The organism is Marinomonas rhodophyticola (assembly GCF_026113935.1).
Taxonomy (GTDB): Bacteria; Pseudomonadota; Gammaproteobacteria; order Pseudomonadales; family Marinomonadaceae; genus Marinomonas; species Marinomonas rhodophyticola.
This window is the reverse complement of the sequence record NZ_JAPEUL010000007.1, coordinates 398,895-418,247: the sequence shown is the minus strand read 5'-3', so window position 1 is coordinate 418,247 and position 19,353 is coordinate 398,895. Positions and strand designations below refer to the sequence as shown.

The 19,353-nt window shown below is 44.3% G+C and carries 21 protein-coding genes and 1 pseudogene; 5 read left to right on the top strand and 17 right to left on the bottom strand.

Going from position 1 to position 19,353, the window contains the following annotated elements; all coding sequences use genetic code 11:
* Window positions 1–2: 2 nt before the first annotated feature.
* From fliE to bioB, 9 genes are all read right to left on the bottom strand, one after another.
* On the bottom strand, window positions 3–365 hold the full coding sequence (gene fliE / locus ONZ52_RS10475; RefSeq protein ID WP_111639189.1) for a flagellar hook-basal body complex protein FliE: 363 nt from the start codon (window positions 363–365) through the stop codon (window positions 3–5).
* An 89-nt stretch (window positions 366–454) separates the two neighbouring features.
* Window positions 455–1,801 carry a sigma-54-dependent transcriptional regulator gene (locus tag ONZ52_RS10470; protein WP_265218546.1) on the bottom strand — a complete coding sequence of 449 codons (1,347 nt, stop codon included), beginning with the start codon at window positions 1,799–1,801 and terminating at the stop codon, window positions 455–457.
* A gap of 60 nt (window positions 1,802–1,861) precedes the next feature.
* On the bottom strand, window positions 1,862–2,959 hold the full coding sequence (locus ONZ52_RS10465; RefSeq protein ID WP_265218544.1) for a sensor histidine kinase: 1,098 nt from the start codon (window positions 2,957–2,959) through the stop codon (window positions 1,862–1,864).
* Window positions 2,959–3,429 (bottom strand): helix-turn-helix domain-containing protein, encoded by a 471-nt coding sequence (locus ONZ52_RS10460; RefSeq protein ID WP_265218543.1) that lies wholly within the window; start codon window positions 3,427–3,429, stop codon window positions 2,959–2,961. Before ONZ52_RS10460 ends, ONZ52_RS10465 begins: the two co-directional genes overlap by 1 nt.
* A gap of 91 nt (window positions 3,430–3,520) precedes the next feature.
* Entirely contained in the window at window positions 3,521–4,198 is a 678-nt protein-coding gene (gene bioD / locus ONZ52_RS10455; RefSeq protein WP_265218541.1) for a dethiobiotin synthase, read from the bottom strand.
* A gap of 3 nt (window positions 4,199–4,201) precedes the next feature.
* Window positions 4,202–5,020: a malonyl-ACP O-methyltransferase BioC gene (gene bioC / locus ONZ52_RS10450; RefSeq protein WP_111605409.1), complete on the bottom strand. Its 819-nt coding sequence runs from the start codon at window positions 5,018–5,020 to the stop codon at window positions 4,202–4,204.
* The gene (locus ONZ52_RS10445) at window positions 5,004–5,807 is read right to left on the bottom strand and encodes an alpha/beta fold hydrolase (RefSeq protein WP_265218539.1); all 804 of its coding nucleotides are present in this window, start codon (window positions 5,805–5,807) and stop codon (window positions 5,004–5,006) included. The genes bioC and ONZ52_RS10445 overlap by 17 nt, the downstream gene beginning before the upstream one ends.
* Window positions 5,808–5,846: 39 nt before the next feature.
* The gene (gene bioF, locus ONZ52_RS10440) at window positions 5,847–7,031 is read right to left on the bottom strand and encodes an 8-amino-7-oxononanoate synthase (RefSeq protein WP_265218538.1); all 1,185 of its coding nucleotides are present in this window, start codon (window positions 7,029–7,031) and stop codon (window positions 5,847–5,849) included.
* The gene (bioB, locus tag ONZ52_RS10435; RefSeq protein ID WP_265219390.1) at window positions 7,015–8,070 is read right to left on the bottom strand and encodes a biotin synthase BioB; all 1,056 of its coding nucleotides are present in this window, start codon (window positions 8,068–8,070) and stop codon (window positions 7,015–7,017) included. Before bioB ends, bioF begins: the two co-directional genes overlap by 17 nt.
* Window positions 8,071–8,411: 341 nt before the next feature.
* On the opposite strand from bioB, the gene ONZ52_RS10430 reads away from it, so the two are divergent.
* Both ONZ52_RS10430 and bioA read left to right on the top strand, forming a co-directional pair.
* Window positions 8,412–8,894: a ComF family protein gene (locus tag ONZ52_RS10430; RefSeq protein ID WP_265218537.1), complete on the top strand. Its 483-nt coding sequence runs from the start codon at window positions 8,412–8,414 to the stop codon at window positions 8,892–8,894.
* A gap of 77 nt (window positions 8,895–8,971) precedes the next feature.
* Window positions 8,972–10,255, top strand: a pseudogene (gene bioA, locus ONZ52_RS10425) (adenosylmethionine--8-amino-7-oxononanoate transaminase).
* Window positions 10,256–10,378: 123 nt separating this feature from the next.
* On the opposite strand, the gene ONZ52_RS10420 reads toward bioA, so the two are convergent.
* From ONZ52_RS10420 to rpsF, 7 genes are all read right to left on the bottom strand, one after another.
* Window positions 10,379–11,941, bottom strand: a complete 1,563-nt coding sequence (locus ONZ52_RS10420; RefSeq protein ID WP_265218536.1) for a methyl-accepting chemotaxis protein — start codon at window positions 11,939–11,941, stop codon at window positions 10,379–10,381.
* A gap of 92 nt (window positions 11,942–12,033) precedes the next feature.
* Window positions 12,034–13,410 (bottom strand): replicative DNA helicase, encoded by a 1,377-nt coding sequence (dnaB, locus tag ONZ52_RS10415; protein ID WP_265218534.1) that lies wholly within the window; start codon window positions 13,408–13,410, stop codon window positions 12,034–12,036.
* A gap of 141 nt (window positions 13,411–13,551) precedes the next feature.
* Window positions 13,552–13,995 carry a 50S ribosomal protein L9 gene (rplI, locus tag ONZ52_RS10410; RefSeq protein ID WP_265218532.1) on the bottom strand — a complete coding sequence of 148 codons (444 nt, stop codon included), beginning with the start codon at window positions 13,993–13,995 and terminating at the stop codon, window positions 13,552–13,554.
* Between the two features lie 22 nt (window positions 13,996–14,017).
* Complete coding sequence (locus ONZ52_RS10405; protein ID WP_265218531.1) at window positions 14,018–14,290, bottom strand: hypothetical protein; 273 nt, start codon at window positions 14,288–14,290, stop codon at window positions 14,018–14,020.
* 35 nt (window positions 14,291–14,325) lie between these two features.
* Window positions 14,326–14,877 (bottom strand): hypothetical protein, encoded by a 552-nt coding sequence (locus tag ONZ52_RS10400; protein WP_265218530.1) that lies wholly within the window; start codon window positions 14,875–14,877, stop codon window positions 14,326–14,328.
* A gap of 21 nt (window positions 14,878–14,898) precedes the next feature.
* The gene (rpsR, locus tag ONZ52_RS10395) at window positions 14,899–15,129 is read right to left on the bottom strand and encodes a 30S ribosomal protein S18 (RefSeq protein WP_013662377.1); all 231 of its coding nucleotides are present in this window, start codon (window positions 15,127–15,129) and stop codon (window positions 14,899–14,901) included.
* A gap of 23 nt (window positions 15,130–15,152) precedes the next feature.
* On the bottom strand, window positions 15,153–15,557 hold the full coding sequence (rpsF, locus tag ONZ52_RS10390; protein ID WP_111605418.1) for a 30S ribosomal protein S6: 405 nt from the start codon (window positions 15,555–15,557) through the stop codon (window positions 15,153–15,155).
* 302 nt (window positions 15,558–15,859) lie between these two features.
* Between rpsF and ONZ52_RS10385 the strand changes: the two genes are divergently transcribed.
* The 3 genes from ONZ52_RS10385 (at window position 15,860) to ONZ52_RS10375 (ending at window position 18,466) form a co-directional block, all read left to right on the top strand.
* On the top strand, window positions 15,860–16,585 hold the full coding sequence (locus ONZ52_RS10385; RefSeq protein WP_265218526.1) for a MipA/OmpV family protein: 726 nt from the start codon (window positions 15,860–15,862) through the stop codon (window positions 16,583–16,585).
* A 67-nt stretch (window positions 16,586–16,652) separates the two neighbouring features.
* The gene (locus tag ONZ52_RS10380) at window positions 16,653–17,555 is read left to right on the top strand and encodes a DMT family transporter (protein WP_265218525.1); all 903 of its coding nucleotides are present in this window, start codon (window positions 16,653–16,655) and stop codon (window positions 17,553–17,555) included.
* An 8-nt stretch (window positions 17,556–17,563) separates the two neighbouring features.
* Window positions 17,564–18,466 (top strand): DMT family transporter, encoded by a 903-nt coding sequence (locus tag ONZ52_RS10375; protein ID WP_265218524.1) that lies wholly within the window; start codon window positions 17,564–17,566, stop codon window positions 18,464–18,466.
* Between the two features lie 12 nt (window positions 18,467–18,478).
* On the opposite strand, the gene ONZ52_RS10370 is transcribed toward ONZ52_RS10375, so the two are convergent.
* The gene (locus ONZ52_RS10370) at window positions 18,479–19,345 is read right to left on the bottom strand and encodes a DMT family transporter (RefSeq protein ID WP_265218523.1); all 867 of its coding nucleotides are present in this window, start codon (window positions 19,343–19,345) and stop codon (window positions 18,479–18,481) included.
* Window positions 19,346–19,353: the final 8 nt, after the last annotated feature.

The window sequence follows — 19,353 nt, the reverse complement described above, 5'->3', positions numbered from 1 at the left end:
GCCTAAATAGGCATATTCATGATTTTTTCATACGCGTCTACAAGTTTATTACGCACCTGAGTCATTGCTTCAAATGACACACTCGATTTTTGTAGACCAATCATAACTTGAGGTAAATCAACCCCTTCGTCACCGCGCTCATAAGATTGGGCTAATTGTGTAGATTCTTTTTGCAAAGCGTTTACATTGTTAACGGCATTTTTCAGCATTTCTGCGAAATCGGCTCGCTCAACTGTTTGTCCGCTTCCCTCTTCACCGCCCACCTTGGCAATGTTAGACACAGGAGAACTAGGCGCCTGAACCTGCGACCGCATATCCCTCATTTGGGACAACACCTGATTAATGTCTGGTCGACCAGAAATCATGTTATTCACCTAAAAAATCACATTTATATAACTTAACATAACGCTAATACACAGCTTAGCATAAAGCGAATGAAAACAAGACACAAAAATCAATCGACATCTATACCGCTTTCACGCATTTTGGCGATTTTATAGCGTAAAGTTCTAGGGCTGATTCCTAATTTATCTGCCACAACTTTACGTTTTCCATGCGCATCAAGCAAGGCTTGGGCAATGATACGAAACTCATGTTGTTGCACACCTTTTCCAAGAATAGAGGCCGCACTGTCTTCTTCTACCTCCGACACACTCATCGCTGGTGCCAAACTCATCATATCAAAAGCAATGTGATCTTCATTAATTTGTGCATTTGGGCTTAAGATCAAGGCTCGTTGAATAACATTATCCAATTCTCGAACATTACCAGGCCAAGGATGCGCTTCTAATTTACTTTGGGCTGACGGCTTTAAGATCGCACCGTTAATTCGCATTTTAGCCGCATGCTTGGCCAGCAAATGCTGTGCTATCGGTAAAATATCACCTTTACGCTCGCGAATCGGTAACCAACGCAGTGGAAACACATTCAAACGATAGTACAAATCTTCCCTAAATCCCCCTTCGCGAACATACTCCGCCAAATCACGGTTTGTCGTGGCAATGATTCTTACATCTAAAGGAATCGATTTTTTCCCACCAAGACGCTCAACCTCCTGCTCTTGTAAAACCCGCAACAGTTTCGCTTGTAATCCCACATCCATTTCAGTGATTTCATCTAGCAATAAAGTACCGCCATTGGCTTGTTCGAACTTACCCGCCTGAGAGGAAACCGCCCCCGTATAAGCCCCTTTTTCGTAACCAAAAAGAATCGCCTCCAGCATATTCTCGGGGATAGCAGCGCAGTTAATAGCAACGAAAGGTGCATTAGGACGGTTAGAATGCTGATGAATATAATGCGCGAGCACTTCTTTACCTGTCCCACTTTCACCGCAAATTAAAACAGTTGAATCGGTAACAGCGACACGTTTAGCCAATTCTAACAAGGCAATACTTGCCGGATCTTTCGCAATGGGCCTAGGCGTTGATGATGTCGCCACTTTTACTGTGTACTTCGCAATAGCATTAAGTAGCTCTTCCTCTTGAAATGGCTTTAACAGATAGTCTACTGCACCATCGCGCATCGCCTCCACGGCATGAGCAATATCACCATATGCCGTCATCAACATAATGGGCAATTCTGGGTAAGCGTCAATAACGTGGCGTAATAATCCGTAACCATCCATTCCAGGTAAATTAATATCTGAGACGACCATATCAAATGTATTATGCTTGAGGGCTATAATCGCCTCTTCCGCACTGTACACCATTTTACACTGATAGCTTGCCAGCATGAGCGTGTCTTCCAGCGCCTCAGCAAGCCCTTTGTCATCTTCTACTATCAATAACTTAACATCAGACATTTCATACCCTTACAAGAGGAAGCGTCAAACTGGCTGTCGTGCCAGCACCCTCTATACTGTCTATTTCAAATTTCCCATGATGAGGCTTCTTGCGATGGCTTTCACAACCATCAACCCCAACCCTGTCCCATGCTGTTTCGTGGTGACAAAGCCTTCTTGCACATGCTCTAAATGCGCTTTTGACATACCGATACCACGATCTTTAAAGGTCAGTGTCACATAGCCTTCATGATGATGCCAATGCAATCGCACCAAATCCCCTTCTGACTGAGCATCAATCGCATTGTTCAATAAATTAAGCAGCGCCCCTAATAATGTTTCTTTATTGCATTGAATACAATCTGTCACCAAAAAGTCACAACCTTCCGCTTCGAGACGCATGTTTTTGAGATCACAAATTTCTTCGCAATGCTGGATCAGCTCCTTAATAAAGTCATCAACAGCTACCGTTTCATCTAACTTTATTTCACTGCGTGAAAAGATCAACATGTCCCGAATTTGTTTTTCAATATTCGCCAATCTATCCGCCAGTTTATTCGCAAAAGTTTGGCGCATAACAGGAGGAAGATCCGGCTTTTGTAAATGGCCAGCGTACAAGGTTGCTGAAGAGAGTGGTGTTCTAATTTGATGAGCTAACGCAGCAACCATTTTGCCCATATTAGACAATCTTTCATGGTGGCTCAGCTTCTTCTGCAACAAATACGCTTCCGTCAAATCAACCAGAATCACCAACTGCCCTGGTACATTCCCCAATGAAGCGGTCTCCACACGAACACGACGCCCTGTCACCATACTCACATCATGACCATCGTCTTTTTGCGGACGAAAGCTCATTGGAACAATGGTTCCCCAAGCTTTACCAACCAAAGGGAGATTGAACAATCGGTCTGCGACAGGGTTCGCCATGACCACCATGCCATCTTCGTTTAGTAATAAAACGCCAACCGGCATCGATTCAAACAGCTGCTGAAACTGCAATACAAGAATACGGTTCTTATCCTGCTCTTGGCGCTTATCCTGCTCTGACCTTTCCAGTTGTTCGTACAACCGGACCACTTCCTGTTGAAGATCTAGATAAGACTTAGCCAACACATCTGAAGACTCGGAAAACGCTTTAAACGCGGCTTTTAATTCCGCAATTTCTTCATCCTTTGTCACTAAAACTCCGATTTATCAATATTATAGCGACGCATTTTTTCAATAAGAGTGGTGCGTTGTATTTGAAGATTTTGAGCCGCTTTAGACACCACTCCTTGAGTGGACACCAAAGCTTGACGAATCAGCAATGCCTCTAGATGACGAACATGTAAATTCAAATTCACCCCTGAGGCCTGAGGAAACGTATGCAACTGTTTAATTTCTTTTAAAACAGACGACAACGTTTTTGACCGCCAAGGTAAAGGGCAAAACCAGACATTATAATCCCCCTCAACCTCCATAGATTCATTCAAAGAAATCACGGGTACCATTTCATCCAATTCAAAAGACGATATTGCCTTTCCTAATACGACAAAATCAGGTAAGTGAAACGCTGTCAACGACGTACTGTGTTCAATACCAATAAAGGTTAAGATACTGGAAACACTCGAAATTTCTTCGTCATCTAAACCACATAACCAAGCCTTCACACCATCACCTCAACCCCAAAGAATGCACTTATGATAATGTGTTTTCATCACCCATTTACAAGTTGCATCGCAAATTCTTACCATGAAAATTTTATAATTTTGACAGCATTTCATCAAACGCTTGCTGCGAATCAAGTGGATTCTCGTACCAAGATAACACCCCTAATAAAGGCGCCGATAACATACTGGTAAGGCTAGCAAGATTCTCTTCAAAACCAGGCATTTTTTCTTTACCAGAGTTTGCAACCCAACCAGCCAAAGACAACCCATCACGGACAATTGCTTCCGCAGTCAAAATAGCATGATTCAAACAACCAAGCTTCATATTAACAACCAGAATGACAGGAAAACGCAACGACTTAGCCAGATCGGACAAAAACTCCCTATCATTTAAAGGCACTCTCCAACCACCCGCTCCCTCAATCAAAGCAAAATCATGGGGAGTCAGCAATGTACCTTTTATAAACCCCTCTAATCGAGAAGCCGTTACCAGCCGCCCCTCTTTCATCGCTGCAATATGAGGTGCAATCGCAGCCTCTAACACCACAGGATTTATTTGCTCATAAGACAAATTAACACTACTCGCCTGCTGCATCAGCAATGCATCACTATTTCGCAAGCGATCTTCGACAAACTCAGCCCCGGCTGCAATCGGCTTTAATCCTATTGACTTAAGGCCAGCCCGTTTTGCCGCCTCCAGCAACCCCACCGTGACATAAGTCTTACCTGCATCGGTATCAATACCCGTTACAAAAAAACGCTTTTTCACTCACTACTCCTGAATTCTAATAGGCCGATGCGCCACAACAAACGAGACTTGATAACTCAGTGGGATACCAAACTCACGACGCTGCTTTTCATATTCGCGCAAAAATGCTTTCCACTTACTGGGTGAGACAGAGGCATTAGCAGCCTCTGCAATCAGACTTGCCCCCACTTTTTTTAACGAATAAACCGCCGCCTCTGGTGAATCAAACCACATTAAAATATCAGATAACGGAGAAGACAAAAGGTTCAACCCTGACGCTTTAACACACGCTACAAGCGCATCTGATGACATATAGTCATGAATATGCTTTTTATCATCTAGGCCACACCAAGCTTTAGTAATCTCTGGCATAGAACCTTGCGAAAGTGTTGAGAAAACCACATAGCCACCAGGCTTTACGACACGATAAAGCTCTGCAAACAGATCCACGGGGCTAAGGCACCACTGAATAGCCAGACTCGAAAAAACCAAGTCACAAGACTGATCCTGAAGTGGCAATCGCTCAGCGTCCGCACAAACGTAATGGATATTTGACAAAGAGGTCGCGCCCTCTCTCGCAACAGCCAACATCTGTGGTGCCAGATCAAGCGCTATCGTGCATTTAGGCGTTAATTGCTCTGATAAAGCCGCCAACGCCTGACCGGTTCCCGTACCAAGATCCAATACGACATCCGCCTGACTGAGAGGCAACATGGCCAAAAGTCGATTGAGAACAATTTTTTGAAAATCCGCATAAGAATCATAAGATTGCGAAGCACGATCAAAACGCTTAGCCAATTGCCGCTTATAGCTAAGCGTCGATATATCAGGGGTTATTAGCATCGATAAAGTTTTCTATATGACGTACACACGCCTCTTCATCTTCAAGAAAAGACTGATGCGCACAATTGGACAGTACAACACAGTGCTGCAAAGGGTTTACATCAGCTTGTTGTTCAAATGACTTGCTCGAAACCAACACATCCTTACCACCAAGTATGTGTAAATTAGGACGATCTAAAAGCGACCACTCACGGCGCACATCAAGCCCTTTTAGCAACCGAAGACCACCAATTAAAGCCGGTCGGCTCAAGGTTTTCACGGGTAAAAATGCCTGTAGTTGTTTCACCAAAGCCCGTTCATTATCGGCGCCCTTGGCTTGCAACATCACAAAACGCTTTAGACCCTCTTCCGGTGATTGTTCAACCAAGCTTGCAAAGGTATCGAAGTCCTCGACAGACATCGCATTTTCCCAGCCCTCTCGCTTAATAAAACTCGGCGAAGACGACAAGGTAATCAAACCCACCACACAACTAGAGCGACGAGCAGCGACATAGGCAGATACCATGCCACCTAAAGACCAACCAATCCACCACGACTCTTTTGGTGCGACATCAATTAATTGCTCAGATAACGCATCAATATCGTAATTAGGGCCAATGCGGGAGCGAGAAATCCACTGCTCGTCCAGCGAAATACCAGGTAAATTAGCAACAACAACATAAAAACGCTGACTTAGACGTAAAGCAAACGAACGCATTACTTCTTTCGGCATAGCCCAACCAGATACCATAAAAATAGCTTGATTAGACGCGTCTCCAAACGCCTCTGTTTCAATACGTGCTCGCATGCTGCCCCTCTGTTACTTTGGATTTAAACGTCTTGCATTTCAAAGTGTCGCGGTTAACACTTTTTCGAGTGAGTCACATAATAACACTAAATCACTATCAGAGTGGGCGGCGCTTAAGGTAATTCGTAAACGCGCACGACCAGCTGGCACAGTCGGCGGGCGAATCGCCGTACACCAAACCCCAAGTGCTTTTAACTGCTCGCTAATATCAAGCGCGGTTTTACTGTCGCCCACAATAATTGGCTGAATGGCCGTATTGGAAGGCATTAATTCAACTGGAAGCGACTGAATCCTTTGATGAAAATACTCAATATGTCGAGCTAACCTCTCGCGCCTATCCTGACCTTCTGCTGACTGAATAATCTGCAACGACGCCAACGTCGCACTCGCAATGGCTGGCGACATCGATGTGGTATACACATAAGGCCGAGCAAACTGCGTCAAATACTCCGCATAATCATGAGACGTCGCCACGAACGCGCCAGCGGTGCCAAACGCTTTACCAAAGGTACCCACCAAGATAGGTAGACTATTGGCATTCAAACCCGACAGAGATAAACAACCTTTACCCTGTTCCCCCAGGCAGCCCAAGCCATGAGCATCATCCACCATAAACATCCATTCATGCTTACGCGCTAATCTAGACAGTTCAAGCAACGGCGCTATATCGCCATCCATACTAAATACACCGTCTGTGACCAATAGACCTGGCATGGCAGATTTTGCCAATAGCCTTTCCGCGCTCACCACATCGCCATGCAAATAACGACGCAGCGAGGCCTGCGCCAACATCGCACCGTCAATCAAAGAAGCATGATTGAGCTTATCTTGTAATACTGGACGGTTTTTATCCGCCAGCGCCGATATCACGCCTAGGTTCGCCATATACCCCGTACTAAACAGCATCACTCGATCGTAACCCAGCCAATCCGCTAAGGCGTCTTCAAGCGCTTGATGAGGCGCTAAATGCCCACACACCAAATGCGATGACCCACCACCAACACCATACTTTAGCGCACCAAGATGCAAAGCCTGAATAACATCAGGATGATCTGCCAATCCAAGATAGTCGTTAGAACAAAAAGCAGTATAAGCTTGGTTATTAATACAAGTATGGGGCGTTTGTGCACTGTCCAGCGTCATAGTACGACGCATCAGATTGTGTTGGCGACGCTCCGCAAGCGCTGCCAACACCCAATCCGGTGTATTAAACACTGGCTTCATAAAACAGCTTGGACTCTTCTTGCTTCACAACTTGTGCTGCAATGGCTTCTACAACCGCCTCATCAGAATGAGCCTCACGTTTCTCAGGGTTGATCCCTAAAGTGGCAAACAAAGCCATATCTTTATCGGCTTCTGGGTTACCTGTCGTTAGCAATTTCTCGCCATAAAAAATGGAATTTGCCCCTGCCATGAAGCACAAGGCTTGGGTCTGTTCATTCATTCCTTGACGGCCTGCTGACAAGCGCACATGGGACTTTGGCATCAAAATACGCGCCACCGCGATGGTGCGAATAAACTCGAAAGTGTCCAAATCCTCAACGTTTTCTAACGGTGTTCCCTCTACCTTGACCAGCATATTAATTGGCACACTTTCAGGATGCGGAGACATTTGAGAAAGTTGACGCAACAAACCGACACGATCTTTTTGCTCTTCCCCCATGCCCATAATACCACCACAGCAAAGCTTAATGCCGGAGTCACGGACACGAGATAAAGTATCAAGACGGTCTTGATAAGTTCGTGTGGTGATTATGCTATCGTAAAACTCAGCCGACGTGTCTAAGTTGTGGTTGTAGTAGTCAAGCCCTACTTCCGACAAACGCTTGGCCTGATCATCGTTTAACGACCCTAAAGTAACGCAGGACTCTAACCCTAACGATTTAACACCTTTGATCATTTCAAGCACATATGGAAAGTCTTTTTCTGATGGATGCTTCCACGCCGCTCCCATGCAAAAACGGCTTGCGCCTTTTTCTTTTGCCAACGCGGCTTCTTCAAGCACCTTTTGCACTTCCATTAACTTTTCTTTTTCAAGCTCTGTATTGTAATGACCGCTTTGTGGGCAATATTTACAATCTTCCGGACAAGCGCCAGTTTTAATAGACAACAGCGTACTGACTTGCACTTCGTTAGGCGCAAAGTTTTCTCTATGGATCGTCTGAGCACGAAACATCAAATCCATAAAAGGCAAATCAAATAAGGCTTTTATTTCAGCATGAGTCCAGTCAAAACGCAGTGCACTGATATTACTGGCAGACATATTCGCTACAGACACATTTGTAGACGTACTTAAAGACATAGTATCCTCGATCCATAAAAAGTAATGGAGCAATACTAATGGACTGGAAAAAACTGTCAACCGAAAAAATAACAGAGGTTTACTGCAGTATATTTTTAAATCAGTGCTATCTTTGTAACACAAAATGTAAAAATACCGTATGCCAAGCCTGCCAAGAAGGCTTCCCACTCAACGCAATTCACTGCCACCGCTGCAAACGACCCACTCACCACACCAACATTCTATGTGGAAGCTGCCAAACTGCTTCTCCAACATACCAACAGTGCATCGCACCTTATCGCTTCGAGGGGATTATAAAAGCATTGATTCATAGCATTAAGTTTCATCAAGGAACCCACTACGTTCGACCTCTCACCTATTTGCTAAGTAAGCATCTTATTAAGTCATATGCAGCCGAAAGCTGGCCAGATCAAATCCTCTATGTACCCAGCCATCCAAGTCGAATTAAAGAGCGTGGATTTTGCCAAACAAACACGATGGCCAACCAGTTAGCAAAAAATCTCAAACAGCACCTAGGAAAAAAATGCCCCATCATCCCAAAAAACAATCCACTAAAAAAAGTAAAAAACACCCAAGCTCAACATTCGCTTAGTCGCAAAGAGCGCTTAACAAGCCCTCAAAGCAGCTATGAGATTGACGCCCCTATCAGTGGGCATGTCGCACTATTCGATGATGTCATGACGACGGGAAGTACAATAGAAAACTGCACCACATTATTATTAAAAGCAGGGGCAGAGCGCGTTGATGTCTGGGTTATCGCTCGAACACCCGACAAAACACATTAAGCCGCCACCACTATGACAATCTAGCCATCCGACCTAGCTTTGCTTTAGTATGCGCAGAACAAAGCAAGGTGGACCTTATGAAAACAGATCAAGAATACTTGGATTTAGACAAACAACTTCTCTGGCATCCGTACACATCCATGAGCAACCCCAGCCCACACTTTTTGGTCAAAAAGGCGGTCGGCTGTGAAATTACACTGAGTGATGGACGTACATTAATTGATGGCATGTCATCTTGGTGGAGTGTTATTCACGGCTACAATCATCCTAGAATCAACACAGCTATTCAGCAACAACTGACACAACTCTCCCACGTCATGTTCGGTGGACTCACTCACAAGCCCGCTATTGACCTTGCCGAAACACTCATTGCCATCAGTCCTAGCGATCTACAACGGGTTTTCTTCTCTGATTCAGGTTCAGTTTCCGTTGAAGTGGCACTAAAAATGGCCATCCAATACTGGAATGCTCAAGGAAAACCAAGCAAACAATTTTTTGTCACGCCAAAAAGTGGCTACCATGGAGACACGTTTGCCGCCATGTCCGTCTGCGACCCTGATAATGGTATGCACCATTTATTCAGTGGTGCACTGACACAACAGTTCTTTATCTCTGCCCCCCACCGGACTAGAAACCCCTGTCAAACCAGAATATTTACACGAAATAAGAGCCATGTTTGAAGCAAACCACAATCAGCTAGCAGGCTTCATCATCGAGCTCCGTCGTGCAAAATGCCGGGGAATGCGCTTCTATAATCCAGAATATCTAAACCACATACGCGCTCTGTGTGACGAATTCGACATCCTTCTAATATTTGATGAAATCGCAACAGGATTTGGCAGAACAGGAAAACTTTTCGCCACAAATCACACCAGCATTTGCCCAGATATCATGTGCGTCGGTAAAGCGCTAACGGGGGGTATATGACGTTAGCAGCCACCCTAACAAACGACAAAGTTGCCCTGGGTATCAGCGAAAATGACGGCGTCTTTATGCACGGCCCGACCTTCATGGGTAATCCTCTCGCCTGCTCCGCTGCGAATGCCAGCCTCTCCCTGCTGATGAGATACAATATTCCAGAAAAGATCACTCAACTCGAAAACTGGATGAAGACCGCTCTTGCCCCTTGCGCAAAGCTTGAACAAGTTGAAGAGGTGCGGTGCTTTGGCGGCATTGGCGTTGTTGAATTGAAAAACTCAGTTAACTTACACAAAATACAACCAAAATTCGTCGAACTTGGTGTATGGATACGGCCTTTTGGCAAACTCATCTACCTAATGCCGCCTTATGTTATTAGCCAGCAACAAGTGCAAACATTGGCTAAAGCCATCTACCAAGTAGTAAATGAAGAACCTTGCTAAACCACCGGACCAGAAGGTTAAATAATGAGTTGTAGGTCGGCATTTATGCCGACAAAAGCTAATTCAAGGAATCAAGCATTGCCGGCCTAAAGGCACGATCTACAAAATATTCTTTTTTGCGACTTACTGCTTCATGCGTTCTGCAAGATTTCCCTGCTCATACGCCTCTTCTTCAATATGGCTAATGTTGATCACGATATTTTCTGCCCTTTCAATACTGTTAATACTCAGCGCATCTACTTCTTGCATTTTATCGTTAAGGTCACGTGCTACACTTGCCTGCTCTTCTGAAGAAACATTAATTTGTGCTGTCATTTCAACAACACGCTTAATAGCCGCTTCGATATCACTCATTTTTTGCGCAACATCGTTAACACTATCAACCCCTTGCTGGGCAACCGTCGTCCCTTTATCAATGGTACTGGTCACGTCCGCAGTATTTTTCTTCAGCTCTTCTGTCATGCTATGGATACTTTGTGTTGCATTCTGAGTTCTTATCGCCAAAGCACGAACTTCATCCGCTACGACGGCGAAACCACGCCCAGCCTCACCAGCACGAGCTGACTCAATGGCCGCATTAAGAGCCAACAAGTTGGTTTGTTCCGCAATACCACTAATAGAATTCACCACTTCATTAATGCTATCACTGCGCTCTGCCAGCACCGCCACCACTTTTTTCGCATCAGATATGTCTTGGTAAACCTGACGCATGGTTGCGCCAGTTTGCTGGGCAAGCAAGCGGCTACCTCGGGACAACTCACCAACAGACTCCGTTGCCTCAACCGCCACATGAACATGCTCTGCAACATGTGTCACACTAGACAACAATTGAGAACTTGCCGCGACTACATCTTGGAAAGTATTACGTTGCTTATTAAAATTACCTAAATTCGCTGTCACACTGGCTTTCGCTTCAGACGCTCGCTTACGAAGCTGCTGAGCACCTTCTTTAAGACGGTATCGGAAGGTATTTCCGGCAGCCTCTTGGTGAATTTTAGCAAACTTGATGGCCGCTTTTGCGCCAACCGTTTTGCAGTACAGATATTGCCCTATCGGGTTGTGCGCCTCAGAAGATAGCCCTGACACCACCGCATTCAACGATTGGCTTTGATGATAAATCAGCCAAATGCCCAATATAGCCAAAACGGATCCGGCTAATTTTAGTTCAAGACCATTTGACAACCATCCAAGTAAAGCCAACAGCACAAAACAAGACATTAGAGGCCAAGCAGAATTGGCGAGATATGCCATCATCTTAGTCGACATTGGCACCAAGCCCTTACCGACATTAAGACGATCGTAAACTGATTGAGCATGCCGAATCTCATCCCGAGTCGCCTTGCGACGCACGGACTCATAACCCACTACCTTACTGCCATCCAACAGCGGACTCACATGCGCACTCACCCAATAGTGATCACCGTTCTCGCAACGATTTTTCACCAACCCCATCCAGCTTTTGCCTTGCTTCAAGTTTGACCACATATCAGCAAAAACAGCCGCAGGAACATCAGGGTGACGAATGATATTATGAGCCTTACCAATCAGCGCTTCGCGCTCATAACCAGCCACCTCGCAGAAAACATCATTAACAAAGGTAATACGTCCTTTCACATCGGTGCTGGAAACTAGAACATAGCTTTCAGGAAAATCATTTTCTTTATTTGTTACTGGCATTTTTCGCATAAACAACTCTCGATTTTATAGTAATTATTTTTATCACATATTGTGTGATTTATGATTCTTTGTAGATAGCTTAAAAGTACACCAATAATGACTTACTCGTCATCAAAATCTCGATACGCATCCGGTGCTAAATCCTCAAATCGAGTATATTTACCCACAAACGCCAATCGACAAGTACCTATTGGACCATTACGCTGCTTACCTATAATAATTTCCGCAATACCTTTATGAGGCGTGTCTTCGTGATATACCTCATCACGATAAACAAAAGAAATCACATCCGCATCCTGCTCGATCGCCCCAGATTCACGCAAATCTGAGTTTACTGGGCGTTTATTAGGACGGTTCTCCAAGCTACGGTTAAGTTGAGAAAGCGCAACCATTGGACAATCCATTTCCTTGGCTATAGCTTTAAGAGATCGAGAAATCTCTGAGATCTCATTCGTACGACCTTCAGTAAAACCTGGAATTTGCATCAACTGAAGATAATCGACCATGATCATGGCGACGCCACCATGCTCTCGAGCAATACGGCGCACACGAGAACGCATTTCCGTTGGACTGATACCACCCGTATCATCGATAAATAGCTTGCGGTCTTTGAGCATTTTTACCGCTGACATCAACTTATCCCAGTCCTCTTGAACCAACTGACCAGAACGCATACGTGTCTGATCAATTCGCCCAAGAGAAGAAAGCATACGCATCATCAATGATTCCGCAGGCATCTCCAAACTGAACACGATAACAGGCTTATCACTGATCATGGCAGCATTTTCCACCAAATTCATAGCAAAAGTCGTCTTACCCATGGATGGGCGACCTGCAACGATAATCAAATCTGCGGGCTGCAAACCCGCTGTCATCGCATCTAAATCCGTAAAACCTGTGCTCAAGCCTGTAATTGCGCCATCTTGATGATAAAGCTCATCAATTTTATCCACCGTAGCACTCAAGATATCCGCGGCAATTCGTGGCCCACCTTTTTTCTCACCGCCTTCCGCGATCTGAAATATCTTCCGCTCAGCCTCATCCAATACCTCAGCTGCCGTCATACCTTCTGGATGAAACGCACGCGCTGAAATATCATTGGTCGTAGAGATAAGGCGACGTAAGATGGAGCGTTCTCGCACAATATCGGCATAGGCTGCTATATTCGAAGCACTAGGAGTCGCTTCAGCCACCTCGATAAGATAAGCCATGCCACCAATAGACTCTAAGTCACCGCGCTTATCAAGGCGCTCACCAATGGTCACCACATCAATCGGTTCAGATTCATCGGCTAAGCGTGCAATAACAGTAAAAATTAACTTATGCTCTGGACGATAAAAATCATCCGCAATAACCAACTCAGAGACTCTTTCCCAAGCTTGGGGATCAAGCATCAAGCCACCAACAACAGAACGCTCAGCTTCAATGGAATATGGCGGTAATTTAATAGAAGCGACTTCAGAATCATTTAGTTGCACGCAAAACACCCATACAGAGACAGAAAAAACAGGAAGATTAGCTTATCACGCTAATAAAAAAAGGGCATCTTGCAATAGCAAGACACCCTTCTCTTATTCAAGAAAGATTCGCATCTCTCTTAAGTAATTTATCGAAACAAATTACTCAGCGATTACAGACAAAGTAACCGTTACAATCACTTCAGCGTGAAGTTGAACGTCTACTTCGAAAGAACCTGTGTGACGAATCGCGCCTTCTGGCAGACGGATTTCCGCTTTCTCTACTGCTACTTGCGCAGAAATAGCATCAGCGATGTCACGAGTACCGATAGAACCAAAAAGCTTACCTTCGTCACCAGCATTCGCAGCGATAGTGAAAGTTTTACCTTCTAGCAATTGAGCACGAGCTTCAGCAGCCGCTTTACGCTCTGCTGCTTGAGCTTCAAGTTCAACACGGCGCTCTTCAAAGCTAGCCAAGTTAGCTTTAGTAGCCATTACAGCTTTTTTGTTTGGAATCAAAAAGTTACGAGCATAGCCTGGTTTAACAACTGCAACGTCACCAATACCGCCTAGCTTGTTTACTTTGTCGAGTAGAATAACTTCCATCTCGATCACCTCTAATTAATCATTAGCTATCACTTGAGTTGGACGCCTTACCTTGGATTCTAGAACGAATATTCACAAAACTATCAATCACACAAAGTGCGACTAACACGTTCGCGAAATACACATTCAAAACAAAAAATCCCACAAGGTAAAATGCGATCAGTCCAACAACCCCAATTTCTTTTTTTGCTAAAACACCATGTACTAAAGCAAGCCCAAGCAACACTAATGCAGGAATAGCAGCTTGAGACAGAATAGCAAAGGACCCACCTAAGGATTCCCCTACAAGAATCATTCCACCCAACACCAAACTAAACGCGATCGGCAGCCTCAATTGATGAAATTCTGCGCGTAAACCGCCAGGATTATAGATCCTGCTTGCCACTTTCTCGCCAAAAACAGCGAAATCACGGCAATCACCACTTGGAAGATGGACACAGCCATCACCGCTTGGTTAAAGATCATATCTTTATCGGGAACTTCAACACCTTCCGAAACCAATACTTTTTGAACCAAGGCAACAGCCAAATTCAAAACATCAGCCATCAAAAGAGGCTGAAGCAGAGTGCTAACGACCGCTAAAAAGCTGCCAGCTAATAACACCCAACTCCATGACATGGTTGATCTAAGCAAATAGGCCAACAACATCACATCGACTAATACCATAAGTGCCGTTGCATCGCCTTGGTATATCCACAGCACAAACGCTGGTAAACATCCCCAAGCTAATACAGGTATTCCTTCTTTTACACCTTTGCGAAGCACCACCAATCCAAGGATTGCAGCGGCCAGCCAAAACATCATAGGAATTAGACCAAACACCATAACACCTATTATGGCATTAAGACGTTTTTTCATTACCCAATTTGCTAAACCACTCATATAAAGCGCTTCTTTAGCCTATTAATTAAAATGGCTATCAGTGTAAGGAAGCAAAGCAATGTAGCGAGCGCGTTTAATTGCAGTCGCTAGCTGACGCTGGTAACGAGCCTTAGTGCCAGTAATACGGCTAGGAACGATTTTACCAGTTTCAGTGATGTAACCTTTCAGTGTGTCTAGATCTTTGTAATCGATCTCTTTAACGCCTTCTGCTGTAAAACGGCAGAACTTACGACGACGGAAAAAACGAGCCATGAGTGTCTCCTAATAAAAATAGATTAATCTTCAGATTCTTCAGATACTTCGTCAGAATTGTCGTGGTGACGCTCTTCACGTTGAGGAGCAGAACGACGATCTTCACGACCTTCAGAAGCTTTAATAGGAGATACGTCAGTTACCGCATCTTTACGACGAATCACCAAGTTACGGATGATGGCATCGTTGTAGCGGAAAGTGTCGTTTAGTTCAGACAAAACACTGTCAGAACACTCAATGTTCATTAGAACATAGTGTGCTTTGTGAATTTTGTTAATTGGGTAAGCAAGTTGACGACGGCCCCAATCTTCAAAACGGTGAACTTGACCACCATCTTCAGTGATTAGGTTAGTGTAACGCTCTACCATTGCTGGTACTTGCTCGCTTTGATCTGGGTGAACCAGAAAGACGATTTCATAATGACGCATTTAAGCTCCTTATGGGTTCTTAGTCTCCACGCTTGCTTCCCCTGTGATAAAGCTGTGAGACAAGGAGTATTGATTTACAGGGACGCGCATTATATAGCACGAGTGGACAATAAGTAAACGAAATCAACACACCAACTCTGAAAACCATAAAAAAGTCGCTTTCGGTGGCGCCATGTAAACCCAAAAAAGCAATAAATACGCACTCTACGAAAATGTTTTACAGCTCTAATCAAAGACCATAAAATCAAATGGATTTTTGTTTGCGCCCTTTTACTTAACTCTTTTTGACGGACATAGTTTTCATGAAAAAAGTATGCTTAACACTGCTATTGGCTATTCCAGTCTTTGCTCAGGCCGACACCAATTTGGGCATCATTGCAGTCAAGTCAGATTCCCTCTATAAAGACACGGATTCTGAGTCTACTTTTTTACCTAACTTTAGTTATGAAGGCGAACACTTCTTCCTTCGCCTACCTGAAATCGGCTATCGTTTTCTACCCAAACAGTCGGCCCAAAACATGTCAGTGGGCTTATCTTACGAAAGCACAGGATTCGATCCCGATGACTCAAATAATGCCAATATTAGGCAGCTCGATGATAGGGACGCCAGTATTATGGCATTTGCATCCTATCAGCTAGGTCCAGTTACCACAAAGATAGCGCAGGATATAAGCGGCGAACATGATGGCTACTACGCACAAATATCGGCGGGATACCCTATTGCTGCTGGCGCTTGGACAGTGATCCCATCCATCGCTTATCGGTATATGGACAGTAAAATGAGCAACCACCTATTTGGTGTATCTCAAGCAGAATCAGCGAGAACAGGCGGTGCAATTGATGCCTATGATACAGATGCTATTTCTTCCATTCGCTATGGAGTAAGAGGGATCTACCCCGTGTTTAAAAGCCTTAACCTCATGCTTGGTATCAGTCATACACGATTCGATAAAGACATTCTAAAAAGTCCTATCGTAGAAGATAACACCATTACTTCTGTGTTAGCGGGTGTTAGCCTGTCCTTCTAAAACAGCCGCAACTTGAAACCGCGAACTAAAACGCTTTACCACAAACAAAGGCTTCGGAATAAACCTGATGAGCAAACTTTCCAACAATAGCCAAGCCATGCTCTTTGGGCTTGGCGCTGTTTTACTCTGGTCAACGGTTGCAACAGCCTTTTCACTGTCTCTTAGACATTTTTCCCCAACACAGCTTCTGCTCGTCGCCAATCTAATATCGCTGCTCTTTTTAGTTAGCCTAATTATGTATAAAGGCGAAATAAAGTCGTTAATGACCATAGCAAAACAAACGTGGAAGTCATCTTTGTTTTTTGGTGCTATTAACCCATTTCTTTATTACTTAATATTACTGCAAGCCTACAACACCCTTCCCGCTCAGGAGGCACAGGCCATCAACTATACTTGGGCAATCATGTTAAGCTTTATGGCCGTGCCCATTCTCAAGCAGCGACTTAAACCTGCAGACTATCTCGCCGCTGGAGCCTGCTATTTTGGTGTCTTATATATTTCAACCCGTGGGCAGATTGGCTCATTAGAATTTTCCAATGCTTCTGGTGTCGCATTCGCTCTATTTAGCACTATTATTTGGGCACTTTATTGGCTACTAAACACAAAAGATAACCGTCCTAGCCTAATAGGTATTACGCTAAACTTCGCCTTTGCATTGCCATTAATACTTATTTTTGCGGGTATCACTGGAGAGCTAACGCAGTGGGATAACAATGGCTTGTGGGGCGCCATTTATATTGGTTTGTTTGAAATGGGATTAAGTTTTGTTTTATGGAACAAAGCAATGAAATTAACAACAAACGCCAGCCAAGTCGCTAACCTCATCTTTTTATCCCCTTTGCTGTCCATTATTTGGTTGTCACAATTTGCAGGAGAACCCATCCTAAATTCCACTATCATTGGTCTAGCGTGCATTCTTGTTGGGCTGTTTGTACAAAACGTAGCGAAAAAAACCAAACAATCTACATAGGACTCTCCATGCCAGCGTTTGCTTATTTACTTTTGCCCATTTTTTTCTGGTCAGGCAATTACATTTTAGGGCGTATTACTGTCTCAAGCGGCATAGATCCCTTTTCCATTTCATTTTTACGCTGGTCCCTCGCTTGCTTAATCATTTTGCCTTTTGCTTACAAAAAACTCCGGTTAGAACGTCACATCATCATGAATAACTGGCAATTACTGGCACTATTTGGTTGGCTTGGTATCTGCAATTACAATTTATTTTTGTATATCGGACTCACCTCAACCACAGTAACCAATGCTGTACTACTCAACTCCATTATGCCAGTGATGATTTTAATCACCGCGCGCATACTATTGGGCAGCAAAACCTCTTGGCGCCAAAACACTGGCATTTTAATCTCTACACTAGGCGCCATCACCATCGTCAGTCGTGGCAGTTTGGAGACCTTTTTACATCTCAGTTTTTCACCAGGCGACCTGTGGATTATCACAGCCGCCATCAGCTGGGCAATTTATTCCGTACTGATTGTAAAGCGACCAAAAGACATGTCTCTGATTGGCTTTTTCGCGTGCACCGCACTAATTGGCACGTTTATTCAAGCGCCGCTATTTTTTCTCTTCGGTCACGGCTCACTTACTGATCTTAGTGTAAGTAACTGGGGAGCCATTTTTTACATGGGACTGTTTGCCTCTATCGGCGCATTTCTATGCTGGAATACTGGCGTACAAAAACTGGGCGCTGCCACAGCAGGGCACTTCATTCATTTACTGCCTGTTTTTAGTATTGTTCTATCCGTTATCTTTTTGGGTGAAAACCTACTAAGCTTCCACTATGTCGGCATTCTACTCATTTTTTCAGGGATTTTTGTCGCAACCATGCTAAATAAAAAAATAACCAAATCACAAACACCCCAATAAGACAAAAATATCTTAACCTCTATTCTTCGCCATTCGGGTGCTAATCATGATGCTCGAAAAAATGAACAGCATCCCCAAAATGGCGTAAATATCAGGCACATGGTCCCAAATAACCCAGCCCCAAAAGCCGCTGAATACCACACCAACATAACTTACTGGTGAGACGATACTGGCTGGCGCATAGGTGTAAGCCAAATTATAAAGATACATGCCAACATACAAGGTGACAGTAACAGCTGCCACTAAAGGCCAAACCTCTAAAGGCAAAACCAATGACTCACCTTGTAACCATACCAAAGGCAGTGACAACACCGTCGACACAAAAAAATACACAAATAACGTTTCTTGTCCAGAAACCTGCTGAGACAACATACGCGTCGTCACCATGGACAGCGCCAACCCAAGAGCCGATATAAAACCGACAAGATGCCACGGGTTCAAATGATCCGGTGTTGGCTGAATAACAAAAGCCACCCCAATAAACCCAATAATCAAGGGCAACCAGCGCGCCTTCGGAATGCGAATCCGATGCAGCATCCATACCACAAACGGCACACACAAAGGCGCGCATGTACGTAATAAAGACGCTTCAACAAGGGGGATGTGATTCAATGCCCAGTAGTAAAAAAGAAAGCCCACAAAGCCACCAAAACTACGTAGAAAATGAATTTTCCACACCACAAAAGAACGCTTTTGCCAACGTCCGTGCATCTGCGGTAATAATATGAGGGCGCAAAAGAGACTTTGCCAAAATACTAAAGTTGATACCGGAATCATGGTTTGAGCCTGCTTGGCAGCCAATGCGGTAAGCGACATAACAAACGCATAAGCGATTGTCATTATGATACCTTTCTTCAACAACTCATTATCATCTAACACTAAATCGC

Bases quoted from the DNA above. Each gene is read 5' to 3' on its own strand.
- bioB (WP_265219390.1), bottom strand. From the start codon at position 8,070: ATGTCTGCCAGTAATATCAGTGCACTGCGTTTTGACTGGACTCATGCT.
- bioC (WP_111605409.1), bottom strand. From the start codon at position 5,020: ATGCTAATAACCCCTGATATATCGACGCTTAGCTATAAGCGGCAATTG.
- ONZ52_RS10385 (WP_265218526.1), top strand. From the start codon at position 15,860: ATGAAAAAAGTATGCTTAACACTGCTATTGGCTATTCCAGTCTTTGCT.
- ONZ52_RS10400 (WP_265218530.1), bottom strand. From the start codon at position 14,877: ATGAGTGGTTTAGCAAATTGGGTAATGAAAAAACGTCTTAATGCCATA.
- ONZ52_RS10405 (WP_265218531.1), bottom strand. From the start codon at position 14,290: ATGATTCTTGTAGGGGAATCCTTAGGTGGGTCCTTTGCTATTCTGTCT.
- ONZ52_RS10445 (WP_265218539.1), bottom strand. From the start codon at position 5,807: ATGCGAGCACGTATTGAAACAGAGGCGTTTGGAGACGCGTCTAATCAA.
- ONZ52_RS10420 (WP_265218536.1), bottom strand. From the start codon at position 11,941: ATGCGAAAAATGCCAGTAACAAATAAAGAAAATGATTTTCCTGAAAGC.
- bioF (WP_265218538.1), bottom strand. From the start codon at position 7,031: ATGAAGCCAGTGTTTAATACACCGGATTGGGTGTTGGCAGCGCTTGCG.
- ONZ52_RS10375 (WP_265218524.1), top strand. From the start codon at position 17,564: ATGCCAGCGTTTGCTTATTTACTTTTGCCCATTTTTTTCTGGTCAGGC.
- fliE (WP_111639189.1), bottom strand. From the start codon at position 365: ATGATTTCTGGTCGACCAGACATTAATCAGGTGTTGTCCCAAATGAGG.
- ONZ52_RS10380 (WP_265218525.1), top strand. From the start codon at position 16,653: ATGAGCAAACTTTCCAACAATAGCCAAGCCATGCTCTTTGGGCTTGGC.
- ONZ52_RS10470 (WP_265218546.1), bottom strand. From the start codon at position 1,801: ATGTCTGATGTTAAGTTATTGATAGTAGAAGATGACAAAGGGCTTGCT.
- rpsF (WP_111605418.1), bottom strand. From the start codon at position 15,557: ATGCGTCATTATGAAATCGTCTTTCTGGTTCACCCAGATCAAAGCGAG.
- rpsR (WP_013662377.1), bottom strand. From the start codon at position 15,129: ATGGCTCGTTTTTTCCGTCGTCGTAAGTTCTGCCGTTTTACAGCAGAA.
- rplI (WP_265218532.1), bottom strand. From the start codon at position 13,995: ATGGAAGTTATTCTACTCGACAAAGTAAACAAGCTAGGCGGTATTGGT.